19 protein-coding genes are annotated in these 21,048 nt (G+C 64.9%); 15 read left to right on the top strand and 4 right to left on the bottom strand.

Annotation, left to right across the window (positions count from 1 at the left end; all coding sequences use genetic code 11):
• Nucleotides 1–493 precede the first annotated feature (493 nt).
• Nucleotides 494–1,726, top strand: a complete 1,233-nt coding sequence (locus tag B5525_RS06280) for a rhodanese-like domain-containing protein (protein WP_079565232.1) — start codon at nt 494–496, stop codon at nt 1,724–1,726.
• A 51-nt stretch (nt 1,727–1,777) separates the two neighbouring features.
• Complete coding sequence (locus B5525_RS06275) at nt 1,778–2,620, top strand: alpha/beta fold hydrolase (RefSeq protein ID WP_079565231.1); 843 nt, start codon at nt 1,778–1,780, stop codon at nt 2,618–2,620.
• Between the two features lie 170 nt (nt 2,621–2,790).
• Here the strand turns inward: B5525_RS06275 and B5525_RS06270 are convergent, their stop codons facing one another.
• On the bottom strand, nt 2,791–3,414 hold the full coding sequence (locus B5525_RS06270; protein ID WP_079565230.1) for a helix-turn-helix domain-containing protein: 624 nt from the start codon (nt 3,412–3,414) through the stop codon (nt 2,791–2,793).
• A gap of 170 nt (nt 3,415–3,584) precedes the next feature.
• Here B5525_RS06270 and B5525_RS06265 point away from each other — a divergent pair, with 170 nt between their 5' ends.
• The 8 genes from B5525_RS06265 (at nt 3,585) to B5525_RS06230 (ending at nt 11,571) form a co-directional block, all read left to right on the top strand.
• Nucleotides 3,585–4,826 (top strand): dienelactone hydrolase family protein, encoded by a 1,242-nt coding sequence (locus B5525_RS06265; RefSeq protein WP_079565229.1) that lies wholly within the window; start codon nt 3,585–3,587, stop codon nt 4,824–4,826.
• A 64-nt stretch (nt 4,827–4,890) separates the two neighbouring features.
• Complete coding sequence (locus B5525_RS06260) at nt 4,891–6,435, top strand: ABC transporter substrate-binding protein (protein ID WP_079565228.1); 1,545 nt, start codon at nt 4,891–4,893, stop codon at nt 6,433–6,435.
• Between the two features lie 129 nt (nt 6,436–6,564).
• Complete coding sequence (locus tag B5525_RS06255) at nt 6,565–7,572, top strand: ABC transporter permease (protein WP_079565227.1); 1,008 nt, start codon at nt 6,565–6,567, stop codon at nt 7,570–7,572.
• Entirely contained in the window at nt 7,565–8,452 is an 888-nt protein-coding gene (locus B5525_RS06250) for an ABC transporter permease (protein ID WP_079565226.1), read from the top strand. Before B5525_RS06255 ends, B5525_RS06250 begins: the two co-directional genes overlap by 8 nt.
• Nucleotides 8,449–9,336 carry an ABC transporter ATP-binding protein gene (locus B5525_RS06245; protein ID WP_079565225.1) on the top strand — a complete coding sequence of 296 codons (888 nt, stop codon included), beginning with the start codon at nt 8,449–8,451 and terminating at the stop codon, nt 9,334–9,336. Before B5525_RS06250 ends, B5525_RS06245 begins: the two co-directional genes overlap by 4 nt.
• A complete protein-coding gene (locus B5525_RS06240; protein ID WP_079565224.1) occupies nt 9,333–10,190 on the top strand; it encodes an ATP-binding cassette domain-containing protein in 858 nt (285 codons plus the stop codon). Before B5525_RS06245 ends, B5525_RS06240 begins: the two co-directional genes overlap by 4 nt.
• Nucleotides 10,187–10,906: an SDR family oxidoreductase gene (locus tag B5525_RS06235; RefSeq protein WP_079565223.1), complete on the top strand. Its 720-nt coding sequence runs from the start codon at nt 10,187–10,189 to the stop codon at nt 10,904–10,906. Before B5525_RS06240 ends, B5525_RS06235 begins: the two co-directional genes overlap by 4 nt.
• 65 nt (nt 10,907–10,971) lie before the next feature.
• A complete protein-coding gene (locus tag B5525_RS06230) occupies nt 10,972–11,571 on the top strand; it encodes a VOC family protein (RefSeq protein ID WP_079573002.1) in 600 nt (199 codons plus the stop codon).
• Between the two features lie 138 nt (nt 11,572–11,709).
• Here the strand turns inward: B5525_RS06230 and B5525_RS06225 are convergent, their stop codons facing one another.
• Complete coding sequence (locus B5525_RS06225) at nt 11,710–12,135, bottom strand: hypothetical protein (RefSeq protein WP_079565222.1); 426 nt, start codon at nt 12,133–12,135, stop codon at nt 11,710–11,712.
• A gap of 379 nt (nt 12,136–12,514) precedes the next feature.
• Between B5525_RS06225 and B5525_RS06220 the strand changes: the two genes are divergently transcribed.
• Both B5525_RS06220 and B5525_RS46065 read left to right on the top strand, forming a co-directional pair.
• Nucleotides 12,515–13,417: a S1C family serine protease gene (locus tag B5525_RS06220; RefSeq protein WP_079565221.1), complete on the top strand. Its 903-nt coding sequence runs from the start codon at nt 12,515–12,517 to the stop codon at nt 13,415–13,417.
• A complete protein-coding gene (locus B5525_RS46065) occupies nt 13,414–13,983 on the top strand; it encodes a response regulator transcription factor (protein ID WP_079565220.1) in 570 nt (189 codons plus the stop codon). The genes B5525_RS06220 and B5525_RS46065 overlap by 4 nt, the downstream gene beginning before the upstream one ends.
• Here B5525_RS46065 and B5525_RS06210 read toward each other — a convergent pair.
• Nucleotides 13,980–14,963, bottom strand: coding sequence for a cupin domain-containing protein (locus B5525_RS06210; protein WP_172899822.1), 984 nt, complete (start codon nt 14,961–14,963; stop codon nt 13,980–13,982). The genes B5525_RS46065 and B5525_RS06210 overlap by 4 nt on opposite strands.
• Before the next feature lie 111 nt (nt 14,964–15,074).
• On the opposite strand from B5525_RS06210, the gene B5525_RS06205 reads away from it, so the two are divergent.
• Entirely contained in the window at nt 15,075–16,697 is a 1,623-nt protein-coding gene (locus tag B5525_RS06205; protein ID WP_079565218.1) for a multicopper oxidase family protein, read from the top strand.
• A 42-nt stretch (nt 16,698–16,739) separates the two neighbouring features.
• Nucleotides 16,740–17,147 carry a carboxymuconolactone decarboxylase family protein gene (locus B5525_RS06200; RefSeq protein ID WP_079573000.1) on the top strand — a complete coding sequence of 136 codons (408 nt, stop codon included), beginning with the start codon at nt 16,740–16,742 and terminating at the stop codon, nt 17,145–17,147.
• 53 nt (nt 17,148–17,200) lie between these two features.
• On the opposite strand, the gene B5525_RS06195 is transcribed toward B5525_RS06200, so the two are convergent.
• Nucleotides 17,201–18,457: an Hsp70 family protein gene (locus B5525_RS06195; protein ID WP_079565217.1), complete on the bottom strand. Its 1,257-nt coding sequence runs from the start codon at nt 18,455–18,457 to the stop codon at nt 17,201–17,203.
• Between the two features lie 238 nt (nt 18,458–18,695).
• Here B5525_RS06195 and B5525_RS06190 point away from each other — a divergent pair, with 238 nt between their 5' ends.
• Nucleotides 18,696–21,032 (top strand): Tex family protein, encoded by a 2,337-nt coding sequence (locus B5525_RS06190; protein ID WP_079572998.1) that lies wholly within the window; start codon nt 18,696–18,698, stop codon nt 21,030–21,032.
• The last annotated feature ends 16 nt before the right edge of the window (nt 21,033–21,048 follow it).

Below are 21,048 nucleotides of genomic sequence, written 5' to 3'. Positions count from 1 at the left end.
CCTGACGCCTCGACGCCGGCGTCAAGTTCGTGAGAAGCAAGCTTCTCAGGGATGACGGTGACAAGAAAGCCCGATCGCCGGGGAGAGTACGACATAAGCCGTAAAACCATTGCGCGGGGAATGCCGGGTGTTTCCCGGTGTGACCTGACTAACGCGTGTGCGTTCTACCACTACCGTTGCACACGCGGCTATCGGGCGCATCGGACGCCCGGCATTCCCTGCGCCCTCTGTTTGCAGAGGGCGGAACGAACCGGCCAAACCTCGCGCGCAAGGCGTGGCGAGATCGCGAATCTTTGTCTCGCCGTCATTGCGAGCGAAGCGAAGCAATCCATAGCCCGGCAAGTAAGAAAGCTAGATTGCTTCGCTGCGCTCGCAATGACGAGAGAAACCCCCCCAATAAAAATTGGACCAGACGTGCATCTCGCTCTCGAGTTGAATCGGCAGCCGCAACCGTGCAAGGTTAGCCGCCATCCTCATCGAGCCCGCCCATCCCATGACCGTACCCTCCGTCACGCCCTTGCAAGTCCGCTGCGCGCTGCTGCTGCAAGACGAAATCGCGCTGCTCGATGTGCGGCACGAGGCTGCTTTCGCGACCGGCCATCCGCTGTTTGCCGCCAACATGCAGGCGGAGCGGATCGCGCTCGAAGCCGAAATGCGGCTGCCCCGCACAGACGTGCCGATCGTCCTCTATGACGCGGGCGAAGGGCTGGTCCCGCAGGCTGCGGATCGGCTTGCGGCATTGGGATACACCAATGTTCGCCAGCTCGACGGCGGACTGCAAGCCTGGCAGGCCGCGGGCTATGAACTGTTCCAGGACGTGAATTCCTACGCCAAGGCGTTTGGCGAGCTGGTGGAGCAGCGACGGCACACGCCGTCCTTGCCCGCGGACGAAGTCGCTAACCTGATTGCGGACAAGGCCAATATCGCGGTGCTCGATGTCCGCCGCTTCGACGAATACGTCACCATGAACATTCCCGGCTCCGTGAGTGTACCCGGCGCGGAACTGGTGCTGCGCGCCGGCCGCATCGCGCCGGATCCGGAGACGACCATCATCGTGAATTGCGCCGGCCGCACCCGGTCGATCATCGGCACCCAGTCGCTGATCAATGCCGGCGTCGCCAACAAGGTAATGGCGCTGCGCAACGGCACCATCGGCTGGACTCTCGCAAACCAGCGGCTCGAGCATGGCGCCGACCGGCGCGGCGGGATCGGCCTGTTCGAGGGTGCGCAGACCAATGCCCGCGAGGTGGCTTATCGCGCCGGCGTTCGGCATTTGAGCGTGACGGAAGCGGGCGCACTCGCGGCGCAGACCAACCGCACGCTCTATCGGTTCGACGTTCGGGATGCCTTGGATTACGCGGCCGGCCATGTCGCAGGTTTTCGCCACTACCCGGGCGGGCAGCTGGTGCAGGAGATCGACATGGCGGCGCCGGTGCGCGGGGCACGTATTCTCCTGACCGACGACAGAAGTGTGCGCGCCGACATGACCGCGTCGTGGCTCGCGCAAATGGGATTTGAAACCTGCGTGCTCGAAGGCGGCTACGATGGCGCGCTGGAGGTCGGGCCGCCGGTGATCTTGCCAAAACCCGATCTGTTGCAGCGCTACCGGCGTCCCTACGAAGGCACCGATGTCGATGCCCGCGCGATGCAGGCCTATCTCGATTGGGAATACGGCCTGGTCGACCAGCTCCGGCGCGACGGCACCCATGGATTCTCTGTGATTTGATGCAGACGATCTCGCCGTCGAAGAATGAAACAAGGTTGATAGGGGAAAGACATGAGCGAAAACACCTTCCCGGGCCCGGGCGTACATCCGTTGCGGCTTCAGGTCGGCCAGCAGACCATCGCCGCCTATGAGAGCGAGGGCACCGGCCGCCCGATCGTTCTCATCCATGGCAATTCGTCGTCGTCGAGAGTCTGGAGCAAGCAGCTGGAAGGATCTCTCGGGCGCAAATATCGCCTGATCGCGATCGATCTGCCGGGGCACGGCGATTCCGCTCCTGCGCCTGATCCGGAAAAGGACTATTCGGCGGCCGGATATTCGGCCTGCATCGCGGCGATCGCGCGGCAGCTTGACCTGAAGAACGCGGTCTTCGTCGGCTGGAGCCTCGGCGGCCACGCCGTGCTCGAGGCGGCTTCGGCGCTGCCGATGGCTGCAGGCTTGATGATTTTTGGCACCCCGCCGATCGGCAAGGGGCCGGACGGCTTTGCCGGTTTCAAGGGGCTGTCGAACGTCGCTTTCACGCCGGATCCCGGCGAGGCGGAGGTCGATGGCTGGCTCGAGCATGCGTTTGCACCGAAGTTCAACCCGATCCCGCCATTCTTCAAGGCGGACTTCCGCAAGACCGACGGGGCGGCGCGGGGATACCTCGGCGCAAGCGCGCAGCAGGGCCTGTTCCAGGACGAAGTTGCGCTCGTGGGCACCAAGCTCAAAATTCCGCTCGCGATGGTGCACGGCGCCGAGGAGCAGATCGTGGATCTCGATTATTTGCGCCGCCTGTCCGCCCCCACACTGTGGCGTCAGGCGGTTCAGGTGATCGACAAGTCCGGCCACACCCCGCAATGGGAGCAGCCCGAAGCGTTTGCAAAACTGCTGGATGAATTCGCTTCGGGTATATGAGCGGCGATCTTCAGAGCATGATCCGGAAAAGTGGGAACCGGTTTTTTCGAAAAGATCATGCTCAAACAAAAACACAGAGCGGGATGACGATTCGAAGAAAAGTCACTTCGCTCTGCAGCAAAGACAGGAGCCGCCGAATAGCTTTCGATGCTTCATCCGCAGACGTGCCTTCAGGGCTGATGGCGCTTGGTGATCGCGACCTGCGCCGCCTGCGCATAGAGACTCGACAGCAGATCGAGCTGGATACGCGTCGTCTCGGACTTCACCGCCCAGCCGTCCAGCGCGTCGAGCATGGGCGGCAACGTCGCGGCGCGCAGGCCCGCGTAGGCCTCGGTGACGGAGCGCCCGGTCGCGGTCGCCCGGTAGCGCGTTTCCTTGCGCGACGAGCGACCCTCGGTCTCGATCAGGCCGACGCGAACCAGTTTGCGGGTCGCGTATTGAAGATTGGGCACATCGACGCGGTTGAGCAATTGCCCGATCTCGGACAGCCGCTTCGGTTCATCGCCCATCCGCACCACATTGAGCACCGCCACGTCGTCGCCGGTGAGCGGCACGTCGCAGACGGCGGCGAGACACGCGGCCTTCCAGCGATAATAGGCCTGCGCCAGCCGCTCCAGCCCGAACTCGAAATCCGACAGAAGCCGCTCCGTCTCGGTGCGCGCCAGATGCCAAGACCCCGGCCGCTCGGCGGCGGCAGGCGGGCTCTTGTTAGGTTGGCTCTTGTTAGGTTGATTCTTGTTAGGTTGATTCTTGGGCGTCGTGTCGCCGGTCTTCCTGACCGCGGTCTTCTGCATCCTCTTCAAAACGGTCTCCCGATGTCGCGTGCGCTCAAGCCGTAGGCAAGCCTTGCTCAATCTATGCTATTTACAATTGCGATTCTTACATTAAAAATTCAATTAAGAAAGCACGATGAAGTGGCAGCGGCAAACCGCGGCGCGGGGCGTATCGAACGGGGGTCAGTAGCGTGACAGGACAGTGGATCGATATCGCGGCCGCCGATGGCGGCACCTTCAAGGGATATTTGACCGTTCCGGCGTCGGGATCGGGGCCCGGCATCCTGCTGCTGCAGGAGATATTCGGCGTCAATTCCTCGATGCGCGAGGTCGCCGATTATTATGCCGAGGAAGGCTACGTGGTGCTGGCGCCGGATCTGTTCTGGCGGATGGAGCCCGGCATCGAGCTCGGTTACAGCGAGGCCGATTTCAACAAGGCCTTCGGCTATTACCAGCGCTTCGACGTCAACCAGTCGATCAAGGATGCGGCCGACGCGCTGAAGGTATTGCGGGCGCGGCCCGAATGCGTCGGCAAGGTCGGCGCGCTCGGCTTCTGCCTCGGCGGCAAGCTCGCTTATCTCACGGCGGCGCGTACCGACGTTGATTGCGCCGCCAGCTATTATGGCGTCGGCATCGAGGCCGATCTCGGCGAAGCCGCGAAGATCAAGGGGCCGATGGTGTTCCATTTCGCCGAACTCGACAAGTTCGCGCCCGCTGAAGCGCGCGAGCAGGTCAAGGCGGCCTTCGCCAAGCGTCCCGACGTCGAACTTTATCTCTATCCCGGCTGCGACCATGCTTTCGCCGCGCCCGAGCGCGCCAGCTTCAACAAGCCGGCGACCTTGATGGCGCATTCGCGCTCGATCGCGCTGTTCCGAAAAGTTCTGGGCCCGCATTACGATCTGTCCACGCTGTGGGACCGGCATACCGAGCTGGAATTCGGCACGCGCTCGGCCGAGCAGACCATGGCGACGATGGTGGCGGAGCCCTACGTCAACCACATCCCGACCATGACCGGCGGCGTCGGCTATCGCGACCTGCTGCGCTTCTACGCCAACCATTTCATCCCGAAGACGCCGCAGGACACCAAGCTGATCCCGATCTCGCGCACCATCGGCGCCGACCGGGTCGTCGACGAGATGCTGTTCTGCTTCACCCACGACATCGAGATCGACTGGATGCTGCCCGGCGTGGCGCCGACCGGAAAATATGTGGAAATTCCGCTGGTCGCGATCGTCCGCTTCCGCGGCGACAAGCTCTACAACGAGCACATCTATTGGGATCAGGCCTCGGTGCTGGTGCAGATCGGGCTGCTCGATCCGGCGACCCTCCCCGTGGCCGGCGTCGCGACGGCGAAGAAGCTCGTCGACGAGACGCTGCCGTCGAACAATTTGATGGCGCGCTGGGCCGAGAGCGCGCCGAAGGCCGCGAAATAATCGCAATCAATCAACGGCGCCCGCCCCGGGCGCCGTTCGCGTCTATGCAGATGGAGTATTGGTCATGGTGTCCTCCGGGCTTTCTCGTCGTAGCGTCCTCCAACTGGCGGGCGCGGCGGCCCTGCCGCTCTCCACCGGCATGCTCGGCGGCCCGGCGCAAGCCGCGCCGGCGGGGACGCTGACCATCGCCTATAACGTCAACCTGCCGTCATTCGATCCGACCGTCGGATTGTCAGCGGTCAATCCGACCATCCAGTCGATCTATCAGACCATCTTCGATCCCTATATCGGCCAGGCGCCCGATCTATCCTTCAAGCCCGGGCTGCTGACGAAATGGGGCTGGAACGCCGACCGCACCAAGATCACGCTCGATCTGCGCAAGGGCGCGACCTGGCATGACGGTTCGCCCGTGACGCCCGAGGACGTGGTCTGGTCGCTGCAGCGCGCGGCCGATCCGAAAGGCGGCAACCCGATCCAGTTCGTCTGGTCCAAGGTCGGCAACTACAAGATCGACGGCAACACCATCACCGGGGACGTGATCGAATTCGAGCCGACCTTGTTCAAATGGATGGCCTTCCTCACCGGCTATATCCTGCCGAAGGCTTATTTCGAAAAGGTCGGCGCCGAAGGTTTCGAGAAGGCGCCGATCGGATCCGGCCCGTACAAGGTCGATGCCTTCGAGCGCAACGCGTTCCTTAGGCTCAAGGCCCATCCCGGCTATTGGGGGCCCAAGCCCGCCTTCGACACCGTGGTGTTCAAATTCGTCACCGATCCCACCAGCCGCGTCGCCGAGCTCGAATCGGGCGGATCGGACGTCACGTTCGAGATTCCTTACGAGGAGTTCGATCGCCTGAAGGCAAAGCCTGGCCTGGTCGGCGTGACAAAACCGGTGTCCGACATCGCGATGATCTTCATCACCGACATCGATCCGATGCTCGACAGCAATGTCCGCCTCGCCGCCAATCACGCCATCGACAAGAAGGCGATCGTCGAGCGGCTTTTGAAGGGCTACGGCGTTCCGATCTCGACCCTGGAAGCGCCGGGCTACGCCGCCTTCGATCCCTCGATCAAGGTCGCCTACGATCCCGGACTGGCCAAGAGCCTGCTCGCCAAGAGCGGCTTCTCGCCGGAGAAGCCGGTCAAGTTCACCATCCAGACCACGCGCGGCTTCAAGCCGAAGGATTACGAGATGATCCAGGCGATCGTCGGGATGTGGCGCAAGGTCGGCATCGAGGCCAACATCGAGGTCTACGAAATCGCGCAGCATTTCGAGCTGCGCGCGCGCCACGCGCTGGCACCGGCCGCGTTCTACAACTGGGGCAACGCGATCGGCGATCCCTCTACCTCCACCGGCTTTGCGATGTTCGGCCCGTCGCCGCATTGCGCCTGGAAGGGCAAGGACCTCGTCGAGCGCATCGGCCCGCTATGGGGCGAAAAGGACGAAGCCAAGCGGATCGCCGGCTACAAGGCCGTCGACAAATACATCGCCGAGGAAGGTGAGGTGATTCCGTTGTTCCAGTATGTGCAGCCGATCATCCACAAGAAGGGATTGAAGATCGTGCCGCAGGCCAATGGAATGATTCTTCCGCAACTGATTACGCAGGCGTAGAGCGTTTTCGAGCGAAGTGGACACCGGTTCGCGTGAAGAAAATGCGTCAAAACAAGAATCTAGAGCTTCGGTTCTGATTCAATCAGAACCGATCATGCTCCAGGGACGTAAAGGCAGGGCAGCACGACGATGCGCTGGGGCGAGATCATCAGGCGACTCGTCCTCATACCGCCGACACTTTTCGGCGTGGCGGTGATCGTCTTCGTGCTGCTGCGCATCGTGCCCGGCGATCCCATCGCCATGATGATTCCGCCGGGTGCGACGCCTGCCGACATCGACCGGCTGCGGGCGTTCTACGGGCTCGACCAGCCTCTCCTGCAGCAGTTCGTCACCTGGCTCGGCCAGGCGCTGAGCGGCGATTTCGGCCGTTCGATCAGCCTGCACCAGCGCGTCTTCGGACTGGTGCTGGCGCGATTGCCGGCGACCCTCGAACTGGCGCTGCTGGCGACGCTGATCGCGGTCGCGTTGGGGCTGACCGCCGCGCTGATCGGCATCCAGCTTCGCGGAAGGCGGGCGGAATGGGCGGTCGATGGCGGCATCGGCGTCCTCTTGGCCATACCGGATTTTCTCTGGGCCCTCATCCTGCTGCTGCTGTTCGGGGTGCTGATCCCTTTATTGCCGATCTCCGGGCGCATTGATCCCGAGATCGACGTCAGCTTTCACAGCAATTTCTACCTGATCGAGAGCCTCGTTGGCGGGCGCTTCGACGTCGCGGCCGCGCTGTTGCATCACATGATCCTGCCGGCGCTGGCGCTGGCCCTGCCGTTCGCGGCGCTGGTGGCGCGGATCCTGAAAACTTCGCTGGCCGAGGCTGAGGATCAGGATTACGCGCAGATCGCCCGCGCCCGCGGCTTTTCGCGGCCCGAAATCCTGCTGCGTGAGGTGCTTCCCAACGCCCTGATACCCGCCGTCGCGCTCGGCGGCGTCCAGGTCACGCTGCTGCTCGGCGGCACCGTGCTGGTCGAACGCATTTTCTCCTATGAAGGCATCGGCAACATGGCGATCGACGCGGTGATCAATCGCGATTTCCCGCTGATCCAGGGCCTGATCCTGACCTTCGCGGCCTTGTTCATCGCGCTCAATCTCGCCGTTGACCTTGTGGTCACGCTGCTAGATCCGAGGTTGCGCCATGGCTGACCTTGCCCTCGATGTTCACCCCACCCGTTCGTCGCGATGGATCGAAGGAATCAGGCGGGGCGGTGCGCGGCTCTGGCTCGGCGCGGCGCTGGTGGGTTTGCTCGTGCTGGTCGCGCTGCTGGCGCCGCTGCTCGCACCGCACGACCCGATCGAACAGGATCTGATGTCGGCGCAATTGCCGCCGGCATGGTTTTCAGGCGGCGATCCCGCCTATTGGCTCGGCACCGACAGCCTCGGCCGCTGCGTGCTGTCGCGATTGATCTACTCGGCGCGGACTGCCGTCGCCGTGGCGCTGATCGCGGCGTCGCTGGCGGCGGCGATCGGCATCGCCTTCGGCCTGATCGCCGGCAGTTTCGGCGGCTGGGTCGATCAGGCAACCTCGCGCCTGATCGATGTCTGGATGGCGTTTCCGCCGGTGTTGCTGTCGATCGTGCTGGCGGCGGTGATCGGCGCGGGACTGACCTCGGTGATCGCCGCCATCGTCGTCGTCGACTGGACCCGTTTTGCACGCGTGGTCCGCGCCGAAACCATGGTGCAGTTGCAGCGCGACTATGCCGCCGCCGCGCGCGCCATTGGGCTGAGCCGCGGCCGGATCCTGCGGCTGGAGATTCTGCCCAACCTGGTTCCGCTGCTGGTCACGCTGCTGGCGGTCGAGATGGGTATCGCGATCCTGGTCGAAGTGATCCTGTCGTTTGTCGGCATATCGGTGGCCGGTGACACCCCGACCTGGGGCGGCATGATCGCCGAGGGACGCCAGATCGTCTATCAGGCGCCCTGGATCATGGCGCTGCCGATCGGCTGCATCATCCTCAGCCTGATCGGGTTCAACCTGCTCGGCGACGGCCTGCGCAAGACGCTCGATCCGGTGCAGCGCCGATGACAGCAGTGCTTTCCGTCCAGGGCCTGCACGTCGCGATCGGCGAGGGATCAGGTTCGGCCAATGTGCTGCGTGGCGTCAGCCTCGAGCTCGAGCCCGGCGAAGTCCGCGGACTGGTCGGCGAATCCGGCGCCGGCAAGTCGATGCTGGGACGTGCTGTGCTCGGGCTGTTGCCCGCCAACGCCATCATCGCGGCCGGGAAGATCTCCTTCGAAGGACGCGACCTCGTCGCGATGCCCGAGCCGGAGCGGCGCAGCCTGCTCGGCCGCCGCATCGCGCTGATTCCGCAGGACCCGATGACCTCGCTCAATCCGGTCAAGCGCGTCGGCGGGCAGATCGCGATCCTGCTGCGGCACCACCTTGCGCTGTCCAAGCGCGACGCGCTGGCGCGCGCGGTTGATCTGCTCGCCGAGGTCGCGATCCGCGAGCCGCGGCGGGTGCTGGAACTCTATCCGCATGAGCTCTCCGGCGGGATGCGCCAGCGCGTGCTCATCGCAATGGCGTTCGCCTGCGATCCGAGCCTCGTGATCGCGGACGAGCCGACCACCGCGCTCGATGTCACGGTGCAGCGCCAGGTGCTGCAGCTGGTGGAACGCCTGCGGCAGCGCCATGGTGCGGCGGTCTTGTTCGTCACCCACGACCTCGGCGTGGTCGCCAAGATCTGCCGCACCATGACCGTGCTGCATGCGGGGCGTGTGCTCGAGGAGGGAGAGACCGCCGATGTGCTGACGCGGCCGCGCCATCCCTATACGCGCGCGCTGCTGGCGGCGACGCCGCGCGCCGACCGGCCGGCCGAGGCGCTGCGTCCGGTGCCGCCCGCCCTGATCGATAGCCTGTGGGCCGAAGCTCATCGCCTCGACCGGCTGACCGCGACGGCGCCGTCATGACCGAGATTCTGCTCCGGACCGGCAACTTGAGCTTTGCGTATCCGGAGCGCGTCGGGCTGTTCCGCCGGCCGGTGCTGCGCGAGGTGGTCAAGCGGGTCGACCTCGCGGTGCCGCGCGGCTCCGTGCTCGGCCTCGTGGGCGAGTCCGGTTCCGGCAAGACCACGCTCGGCCGGCTGCTGGTGCGGCTGTTGCAGCCCACCTCCGGCGGCATCCAGTTCGACGGCGTCGAAATCAGCCGTCTCAACGAGACCGAGATGCGGCCGCTGCGCGCCCGCATCCAGATGATTTTCCAGGACCCGCAGTCGTCGTTGAATCCGCGGCTGCGGCTGGGTGTGACGCTGACGCGTCCGCTTAGCGTGTACGGACGCTTGAAGGGACGGCGGGACCGGCGCGAGCGCGCCGCCGCGCTGCTCGATCTCGTCGGCCTCCCGGCCGGCTTTGCCGACCGCTATCCGCACGAGCTTTCGGGAGGCCAGCGCCAGCGGGCGGGGATCGCACGCGCACTGGCGCTGCAGCCGGACTTCATCGTCGCCGACGAGATCGTGTCCGGGCTCGACGTCTCGACGCAAGCGCATATCCTGCTGCTGCTGCGCGAGCTGCGCGCCAGGCTCGGTCTCACCATGGTGTTCATCAGCCACGATCTGTCGGTCGTGCGCGTGCTCTGCGACGACGTCGCGATCCTGCAAGCCGGCGAAGTCGTCGAATACGGCCCGGTCGCCCGGATCTTCAACTCCCCGCAGCATCCCTACACGCGGCAGCTTCTGTCCGCGATTCCGTTGCCTGACGTCGAGCCGGGCTGGCTGGACGATGCCAGCCCGATTGTCACCCCCTACAGCCAAGGATCAGCCGCATGACCGAGACTATCAAGGGTTCTGTCGTCTTCATCACCGGGGCTACCGGCGCGATCGCCCAGGCGCTCATCTCGGCGCTGACGGCCCGCGGCGCCGCCAAGATCTACGCCGCCGCGCGGGATATTTCCGCGCTTGCTGCATCCCCGCATCTGGTGCCGATCAAGATGGACGTCACCAGCGACGAGGACGTCGCCAAAGCCGCGGCGGCGGCGACCGACGTCACGCTCCTGATCAACAATGCCGGCGTCAACCACAACACCAGCTTCCTGACAGCGCCTGGCCTCGCGATGGCCTATGAGGAAATCGAAGCCAATTATCTTGCGCCGCTGCGCGTGACGCGGGCCTTCGCGCCGGCGCTGACCGCCAATCACGGCGCCGTCCTCAACATGCTGACAATCCTGGCGCGGGTGAACCTGCCGTTCATGGGGTCCTATTGCGCGTCGAAGGCGGCCGCACTCAGCCTGACGCAAGGGCTGCGCGGCGAACTCGCGCCGCAGGGCGTCCGGGTCGCCGCGGCGCTGCCCGGCGCGGTCGACACGCGGATGACCGAGATGCTGACGATTCCGAAAATGACGACGGCCGATGCCGCGGCGGAAATCCTCGACGGTTTCGAGGCGGGCGAGGAAGAAATCTATGTCGGCGACATGGCCCGCGGCATCGCGCAAGGTCTCGCCCATGATGCGAAGGCGGTCGAACGTCAACTAGCGTCGCCGGGCTGAGCCCGCGACTTCAGGAACTTTTTTTAAAGCTGCGCCATCGTACCAGAGGAGTAACCATGACCAAGATGACAAGATCCAGTTTCCTGCTCGGCGCTATCGCCGCGCTGGCGATATCGTCCCAGCCGGCCTCGGCGGATTCGATTCCGGGCCTGCGCGGCCACGATCATACCGGCATCACCGTGCCGGATGTGAAGGCGGCCACCGCCTTCTTCACCGACGTGATCGGCTGTTCGCATGCGATGTCGTTCGGGCCGTTCTCGGATGACAAGGGAACGTTCATGCAGGACGTCGTCAACGTCAATCCGCGGGCCGTCATCGACGAGATCAGCATGGTCCGCTGCGGCTACGGCTCCAACATCGAGCTGTTTCAGTACGAGGCGCCCGACCAGGCCAAGACCTTGCCGAAGAACAGCGATATCGGCGGCCACCATATCGCGCTGTATGTCGACGACATCGACAAGGCAGCGGCTTACCTGAAGGAAAAGGACGTCAAGACGTTGCAAGGGCCGATCCCGATCAAGGAAGGCCCTGCGGCCGGCCAGTCTATCCTCTATTTCTTTACCCCCTGGGGGCAGCAGATGGAGCTGATCAGCTATCCCAGGGGCATGGCTTACGAGAAGGATGCGAAGACGCTGCTCTGGATGACGACGGAGCCGATGAAGTAGGGCCGGTCTCCTGCGCGGCTTGCGTCGGGACAATCACGGACCGGTTTAGTCGAAAGCGCCGTAGGACGTAATAATCATCGGGCGCGCATTCGCGCGACCCGATGGCCGTCGCCTATACCTTGCGCGGACTGTGAGTTGTCAGTCGGTGACGCTTATCGAATTCAACTCGCACCACTCGCGCAGTGCTCGTTCTGTCGCCTTCGACTCGAAATCGTACCAGCGATCAAGGACGTTTCTGCGTATCAGCAAGGCTCGAAATTTTTTGTAGGCACCTCTTTTGCTGAACATCCATCTGATGTCGTCGAAATCGTCTGGCAGGCACTCGCGCGCAAAATCCAACACCAGCGGCTTGCCGAGACCGAGCTCTCGTTTGTCGGGGATCGCGACGTAGTTCGCTTCGTCCTCGATGTCATCGGGCAGTTCATCGTTGAACTCGTCCAGGTCGGAGAAATCCGAATGCCAATAGATCTTGCTCGTCCGCCGGCACAGGATGGCCTGATGCTGGCCGACGCTGTTTCCGACGAATTCGAACGAGAGGAGTAGGTCCTGAAAGCTGATCGGCATTGGTCTGCACGAAAGAATGTGATGGCGCCGGTCACGCCGCTTTTTTTCGACTTGGCCGGATCAGCACTTCTGCCGAAATTCCAAGGCGCTCGTGCAGACGCCGGATCCGGATCGGCCTTACCTTACCCGCCATGCTGCACCTCTTTCACATCGATCCTGTCGTAGTCCTTGTGCATGCCGATCCATTTGATCCACACGATACCCCTGTTGTGGTTGCGATCAACCGATTGCTGTTCCCCTTGAGATTAAACGCCATCCGGTCGCCCGGGAAGATACGGCCCCGGTCAAACGACCGGGGTGAACCCGGCCGTCCGGCCGATAGTATGGAGGTGATGGAAAGTCCAGTTTCGTTCCTATCTTAGACCGATAGGAGTTGCCGATGCCCGATCAACCAGACTTGCTGGCCCAGTTCTCGAACGCGCTCGCCACGCGCGCGGAAGCCGGCAAGAACGCCGTCGTCGCGATCCGCCTGGCGCATGAGCGGCATCTCACGGGCTTGTTGTGGCATTCCGGGGTTGTCGTCGCCTCCGAGCAGTCGCTGCCGCGCAAGGAAGAATTCGAACTGGTCGCGCCCGGTGGCGCGGTGGTTTCGGCGAAGATCGCCGGCCGCGATCCCTCCACCAATATTGCGATCCTGCGGCCGGCGGCCACGATCGCAGCACCTTCGATTGTTGCGGGCGAGGCGCGTACCGGCGCAGTTGTGCTCGTGATCGGCGCCGACGGAACGGGTGGCGCCAGCGCGCGGCTGGGGCTCGTCAACCTCGCCGGTTCCGAATGGCACTCAAGCCGCGGCGGTCTCATCGACCGGCGCATCGTGCTCGATGCGAGGTTGGCTCGGCGCGAGGAGGGCGGGCCGGTTTTCGACGCCACCGGCGGCACTCTCGGCATGTCGACCTTCGGGCCGCGCGGCCAGGTCATCGCCATTCCGACCGCAACCATCGAACGCGTCGTGCCGCAGCTACTGAAGGACGGCCACATCGCGCGTGGCTGGCTCGGTGTCGCGTTACAGCCCGTCGCGGTGCCGGATGCGTTGCGCGAGACCGCCGACCAGTCAAGCGGCCTGATGGTGATGTCGGTGGTCGAGGGCGGCCCGGCGGCGCAGGCGGGAATTCTGGCGGGCGACATCATCCTCAGCGTCGACGGGACCTCGGCGCATCGCCTGCGAAGAATCGCCCGGCATTTCGGCGCCGACAGCATCGGGCGCAAGGTCGAGCTTCGCCTGATCAGGGGCGGCGCGGTGATCGCGGTTCAGACCACCATCGCTGAAAGGCACGCCGCATGAGCAATCTGGCAAGCAGCCCGGTATTCGTGGAGCGGCTCCGCGTCGCCATCCACGCAAAGGATGCGCCGCGCCGTGCCAGCCTGGGCAAAGTGGTCGTCGAGGCCGGACATGTCGTCGTCGGCGTGGATGACGCCGCCGACGTGGTGCTGGTCGACGGCGACAGTCCGCCCGGCGAAACCCGGCCTGTCGTCACGCTCGGCGGTGCCGATGATGACATGCCCGGCGTGCTGTCGGCCGATGCCGACGCAGGCCAGATCGATGCGGCGATCCGCGCGGTTGCAGCCGGCCTGATCGTCCGCCTGCCGGGCGCACGGGAACGGGAAGGCGGCTTCGGCGCGATGCGCGAGAGCCTCGGTCACGCCCTGCTGACGCCGCGCGAGATCGAGGTGCTGGCGGCGCTCGCCGAAGGCATGACCAACAAGGCGATTGCGCGCCGGCTCGACATCTCGCTGCACACCGTGAAATTCCACGTCGAATCGCTGTTCCGGAAATTGGGCGCGCGGACCCGCACCGAAGCCGTGGCGAAAGCTTCCGAGCGCCGCCGCCATGAGACGATCACGCTCTAATCCGCCGCCTCGCGGATCATGGCGGGAGCCGTTCGTGAAACCGCCTCGCGGACTTCGCCGGGCCGCATGCCGAAGTGGCGGTGAAACGCACGGCTGAAGGCGCTCTCGGACTTGTAGCCGACCTCATCAGCGATTTTGGCGACCGGCAAGGACGTGGCGGACAATTTGCGCTGGGCAAGCTCGAGCCTGAGACCGGCGAGGAACGCCAGTGGCGACTGTTGCGCGCTTTTGCGGAACATCCGCACGAAGCTGGCGCGCGAGGCATGCGCGCACGCGGCGAGTTCGTCCAGCGTCCAGTCCCGGGCCGGGTCGTCGAGCATGGCGGCCACCGTGCGGCCGATCTGCGGGTGCGCCAGCGTTCCCGACAGGCAGCCGCTGCGGCCGTCGCGGCCAAGCTGGATCCGCACCACCATGACGAACAGCGCGCTCGCAAGGTCGGTGGCAATCGCCTCGGCGCCGGCGTGGACGCCCTGCAGTTCCTCGTGGATCGCCGACATCAGCATGCGCAGGCGCGCGCCGCCGGTATCGCCGTCGCCCGTCGACATCACGATGATCTCGGGGAGCGCCGCGAGCACCAGATTTTCGCCCGCCGCCTCAAAGCACAGCCGGCCGCATATCAACTCGGTCTCGCCATCGCCCTCGACATTGGTTTCCAGTTCGATGGCGCCAAGCGGGCGCTTGCGAATGCCGAACGGCCCGCGCGCCCCGGCGGGCGTCGTCGGCCCGCGCACCGCATGCGGACTGCCATGCGGCAACACCGCGATGTCGCCTGCCGAGAGCTTGACCATCCGCCCTCGGTCGCGCAGCTCGATGACGCAACTGCCTTTGACGAGAAAGTGAAACGGCGCCCACCGGTCGGGTTCCGGCGGGTGGTCCGCGGCCCATTGTGAGCCGAAGCGGCATAGCTGCTGCAATCGCGGCCGCACGCGCAGCAACGGCGCCAGCCCGCTCAAGGTGTCGATGGGGCGCGCAGGGTTCACGCCGGTCGCTCCAAATTGATCCGCGCAGCCATTCGAACGAGCCGCCGGGACATGGGACGCCTTCCATGGCGAGCCCATCTCCAACGCAGAGACATCGAGGAGAACATCGCCATGAGATTCGGTCAGACAACTCTAATTGATCACGGAATTCGCCCGCGCAATGGCGCCAAGCCCGCGCTGGTTCCACCGTTTGCCATCTCCCGCCGCGACCTTCTTGGCGGTGTCGGCGGCTTGCTCGCTACCGCCATGTTATCCGCCAAAGCGCGCGCCGCCGCTCCCGCGGCCAAGCGGCTGACAGCCGGAACCCGGGTGCTGGAGGTGAACGGGCGGGCGGCGCGGGTCTTTGGGCTTACCGGACCTGAGGGGCGGCCCGGCCTGCGCCTCAGCCCTGGCGAGCGCTTCCGGGTCGAGCTTGCCAACGAGACGGGCGCACGCACCCTCGTTCATTGGCACGGTCAGTTGCCGCCCTGGAAGCAGGATGGGTTCCCCTGGCCGCAGACGCCGCCGATCGCGAACGGCACCATGGAGAGCTACGACTACGCGCCGATTCCCGGCACCTACTGGATGCATTCGCATCACGCCATGCAGGAACAAAGTCTTTTGACCGCGCCGCTCATCGTCGAGGATGAGACAACGCAGCGCGAGGATCGGCAGGACATTGTTCTCATGCTGCACGACTTCACCTTTCGCACGCCCGCAGAGGTGCTCGCCGGCCTGACCGGCACCAGCGTCGCCGATGCGCGCGCCCAGGCCCAGAGAACGGAGGGCGGCGGAAATATGCCGGCGATGGCCATGCCGGCCGGCCAGGGCACCATCGGCATGGCGATGGCGGGGATGAAGATGTCGAAGGTGCCGGCTGGCGCAATGAAAGCCGTGAACATGGGCTCGGGCATGGACAAGAAGGGCAGCGGAATGACCGGAATGGATCTGAACGACGTTCAGTACGATGCTTTCCTCGCCAACGACCGAACCCTCGCCGATCCCGAGATCGTTCGCGTCGACCGCGGCGGCCGGGTCCGCTTGCGCATCATCAACGGCGCGTCATCGAGCCAGTTCTGGATCGATCTCGGCGACCTGACCGGCTACGTCGTGGCAACCGACGGCCATGCGGTGCAGCCGGCCTCAGGAAAACGCTTCCCGATCGCGATCGCGCAGCGGCTCGATATCCTGATCGATCTGCCGGCCGAAGGGACCTTCCCCATTCTGGCACGCCTGGAGGGCTCGGCACGACAGACCGGAATCATCCTCGCCACGGCAGGCGCGCGCATTTTCCGGATCGCGGACGGCACCGGAATGGCGCCGCCGGTCGACAATTCGCTGGAAGCCCGGCTGGCCGCCGCGCAACCGTTGGCATTGCGGCCTGCTGATATCGTCCACACCATTACCCTCGGCGGGGCCATGAAGCCCTATGTCTGGTCGATGAACGGCGAGGTCTGGCCGCGCATCACGCCGCTGATGCTGAACCAGGGTCAGCGCGTCGAGATCGAGTTGGTCAACGCCTCGATGATGGCGCATCCGATCCATCTTCACGGCCACGTGTTTCAGGTGACGGCGATCAATGGCCAGGCGTTGCAGGGCGCTGTCCGCGACACCGTGCTGGTGTCGGCGGGCGGCCGGGTTCGCATCGCCTTCGACGCCGACAATCCGGGCCGGTGGGCGTTCCACTGTCACAACCTCTACCATACGGAAACGGGGATGATGACCGAGTTCAGATATCAGGGGATCGCCGCCTGACGATTCCGTTTACGCAAACGCGACAAAGGAGAACTCAAAATGATGCTCAACTGGAATGAATATCGCGGGCAACTGGCGGCAGGCGTCAAGGAGCTCGGCCAGCTCAGCCCGGACACCGTCAAGGGGTATGTCGGACTGAGCACGGCCGGCCAGAACAAGGACCAGCTGGGAGCCAAGACGCGCGAGCTGATCGCGCTGGCGGTCGCCGTCACCGCCCGGTGCGACGGCTGCATCGCGGTCCATAGCGAAGCCGCTATCCGCCGCGGCGCCTCGAAGGACGAGATCGCGGAAGCGCTTGGCGTCGCGGTAGCCGTCAACGCGGGCGCAGCGCTGGTCTACTCGACGCGCGTGATGGATGCGGTCAAGGAATATCCGCACGAGGTCGGCGTCGCGACCCGGCCCGACGAAACGTCCTCCGCCGCAAAGAACCCGAGCTACGCCGCGGGGTAAGGCGATCGCTGAAGCGATCTGAAACAGGGCGAAATTCCGCAACGGGAAAACCTTCACGCCCTCGGCCCGTAGCGTCGCAACGCCTCGATCGTGAGGCCCTTGCCGACGGCGCCAAACGTGTCGCCTTCGACGATGCGGGCCGATGGCACCGCCTTGGTGATCGCCTTGCGGACATGGGCGAGCCGGACCGAGCCGCCGGTCAGGAACACGGCGTCGATGTCGTCGGCGGACAGCCGCGCCTGGGCGAGGCAGTTCTGGATGCGGGCCGCGATGCGCTCGGAAAGTTGCCGCGTATGGCTGACGAGATCGGGACGGCCGATGGCGGCGTTGAGTCCGGGCGCGACCCATTCCAGCGGGATGCTGGCCTTTTGCGTGTCGGCGAGCGCGATCTTGGCTTCCTCGACCTCCATCGCCAGCGTATGGCCGCGCTGTTCGTCGATCACGCGCACCAGCCGATCCAGCAATGCCGGCTCGCTGGCCTCGCGCCGCACCTGACGGAGTTCGGTGCTCACACGCGCTTCATACATGCGGTTGATGTTCGACCAGGTGGCGAGGTCATGGAAATAGCGCGAGGGCACCTCCAGCCCGGCGCGCTTCATGGCACTGCCGAAGCCGAACAGCGGCATCACGACGCCGAGGCTGAGCTGGCGATCGAAGTCGGTGCCGCCGATGCGCACGCCGTCATTGGCGAGAATATCGGAAGCGCGATCGGCGCTCCCGTGACGCCGGGGCGACAGACGTACGATCGAAAAGTCCGAGGTGCCGCCGCCGATATCGGCGATCAGGGCGATCTCCTCGATCGATATCTGCCGCTCATAGTCCAGCGCCGCGGCGATCGGCTCGAACTGGAATGTGACCTCGTCGAAGCCGATCCCTCGCGCGATCTCGCGCAAGGTTTGCTCCGCCTTGGCGTCGGCCTCTAGGTCGTTGTCGACGAAGTGAACCGGCCGGCCATGCACCACGTCGCGCAGTTCGCGCCCCGTCGCCTGTTCAGCGCGGCGTTTCACCGCGCCCAGGTAATAGCCGATCACGTCGCGAAACCGGGTGCGTTCGCGGCCCATCAGGGTGGTCTCGTCGATCAGCGCGGTGCCGAGCACCGATTTCAGGCTGCGCATCAGGCGGCCGGGCACGCCGTCGACATAGGCTTCGACGGCCTTGCGGCCGATCCGCACGGCGCCGTCCGCCGGATAGAAGATCGCGCTCGGAATCGTGGTGTGGCCGGTTTCCAGCGCCGCCAGCACCGACGCATGAGCTTCAATGGTGCCGAGCGTCGTGTTCGACGTTCCGAAATCAAGTCCGCAGATCGACATGGGCACTCCAGAAGGAGCGCCCGTCTACACAATAAAATGCCATCGATCCACCGTTATCTTTGCGCAAGCAAGGCAGGCCGCTTTCGGACGAACCAAATCACGCGGTCAAGCGAATGATGTCGATCCACAGAACAATTTGTTTGCGGCGGCGGGTTGAGGAATCCATCGGCGATGGTCCATAAGCGTTCTTCCGCGGCCTGGCGATTCACCGGCCGCGATCGATTCAGAAAGATTGCGCGTGGCAAACATCAATCGGCAGATTGCGGAAGAACTCGGAATTCGCGAACAGCAGGTCGAAGCGACCGTGGCGCTGCTCGACGGCGGCGCCACCGTGCCGTTCGTGGCGCGATACCGCAAGGAAGTCACCGGCGCGCTCGACGATGCGCAATTGCGCACCCTCGAAGAGCGCCTGAATTATTTGCGGGAGCTGGAGGAGCGGCGCAAGGCGATCCTGGAATCCGTCCGCGAGCAGGGCAAGCTCGACGCGGCGCTGGAGGCGGCGATCATGGCCGCCGACAGCAAGGGCCGCCTGGAAGACATCTATCTGCCGTTCAAGCCGAAGCGCCGCACCAAGGCCGAGATCGCCAGGGAGGCGGGGCTGGAACCGCTGGCCGAGTTGTTGCTCGCCCAGCCCGAGAACGATCCGCAAGCGCTCGCCGTGCCGTTCGTCGATGCCGGCAAGCAGGTGGCCGATGTCGCCGCAGCGCTCGAGGGCGCCCGCGCCATCCTGGTCGAGCGCTTCGCCGAGGATGCCGACCTGATCGGTAGCTTGCGCGAACAGATGTGGTCAAACGGCCTGCTGACCTCGACGGTGCGCAAGGGCAAGAAGACCGAGGGCGAGAAGTTCAAGGACTATTTCGATTTCAGCGAGCCGCTGACCAAATTGCCGTCGCACCGGATTCTGGCGATGTTCCGCGGCGAGAAGGAAGAAATCCTCGATTTGCAGATGTCGCCGGAGCCACCTGGCGCGACGCCGGCGGCCACAAGCTCCTATGAACTGAAGATCATGCAGCGGTTCGCCATTTCCGATCGGGGGCGCCCCGGCGATAAATGGATGACGGAAACCGTGCGATGGGCGTGGCGCACCAAGATCCAGGTGCATCTCAATGTCGACTTGCGGATGCGGCTGTGGACCGCGGCCGAGCAGGAAGCCATCCGCGTATTCGCCTCCAACCTGCGCGACCTCCTGCTCGCCGCGCCCGCCGGCGCCCGCGTCACCATGGGGCTCGATCCCGGCTATCGCTCCGGCGTCAAGGTCGCGGTCGTTGATGCCACCGGCAAGGTGGTCGCCACTCACACCATTTATCCGCACGAGCCGGCGCGGCGCTGGGACGAAGCGCTCGCGATGCTGGGCAAGCTCGCCCAGCTGCATCGCGTCGACCTGATCGCGATCGGCAACGGGACGGCGTCGCGCGAGACCGACAAGCTCGCGACCGAACTGGTAAAACTGCTGCCGGACCTGAAGATGTCGAAGATCGTGGTGTCGGAAGCCGGCGCTTCGGTCTATTCCGCGTCGGCCTTTGCTTCCGAGGAACTGCCGGATCTCGACGTCACGCTGCGCGGCGCGGCGTCGATCGCGCGGCGGCTGCAGGATCCGCTGGCCGAACTGGTCAAGATCGATCCGAAGGCGATCGGCGTCGGGCAGTATCAGCATGATCTTAGCGAAGGCAAACTGGCGCGTTCGCTGGATGCCGTGGTCGAGGACTGCGTCAACGCGGTCGGGGTCGACGCCAACACCGCTTCGGCGCCGCTGCTGGCGCGGGTGTCGGGCATCGGTTCCGGGCTCGCGCAAAGCATCGTCCAGCACCGCGACGCCAACGGTCCGTTCAAATCGCGCAAGGCGCTGAAGGAAGTGCCGCGGCTGGGGCCGAAGGCGTTCGAACAATGCGCCGGATTCCTGCGCATCACGGATGGCGAGGATCCGCTCGACGCGTCCGGCGTTCATCCGGAATCCTATCCGGTGGTGCGGCGGATTCTCACGGCAACCAAAAGCGACATCAAGGCGCTGATCGGCAATGCCGAGATCCTGCGCCAGGTCCGGCCGCAGAATTTCGTCGACGGCACGTTTGGGCTGCCGACGGTGACCGACATCCTGCGCGAACTGGAAAAGCCCGGCCGCGATCCGCGCCCGGCGTTCAAGGCCGCGGTGTTCAAGGAGGGTGTCGAGACGCTGAAGGACCTCAAGCTCGGCATGATCCTCGAGGGCACGGTGACCAATGTCGCGGCGTTCGGCGCCTTTGTCGATATCGGCGTGCATCAGGACGGGCTGGTGCACATATCCGCGATGTCGAAGAACTTCATCAAGGATCCGCGCGAGGTGGTGAAGTCGGGCGATATCGTCAAGGTAAAGGTGCTGGAGGTCGAGGTCGCCCGCAAGCGCATCGCATTGACCTTGCGCCTCGACGACGAGACCGGCGGAAAAAGCGATCGTCCGGCGCAGGGCAAGCCGCGCGATATTCCGCGCGCCGCGATGACGTCGCAGGCGCCGCGCAAGCCCGAGCAGGCGTCCGGCGGCGGAGCGCTGGCCGAGGCGTTGCGCCGCGCCGCCGAGAAGGGCGGCAGGCCGAAGACATAAGGCGGCGCTCCGGGTG

The organism is Bradyrhizobium erythrophlei, assembly GCF_900129505.1.
Classification (GTDB): domain Bacteria; phylum Pseudomonadota; class Alphaproteobacteria; order Rhizobiales; family Xanthobacteraceae; genus Bradyrhizobium; species Bradyrhizobium erythrophlei_D.
Note: the sequence above shows the minus strand (reverse complement) of the source record. Positions and strands in the feature narration are given on the sequence as shown.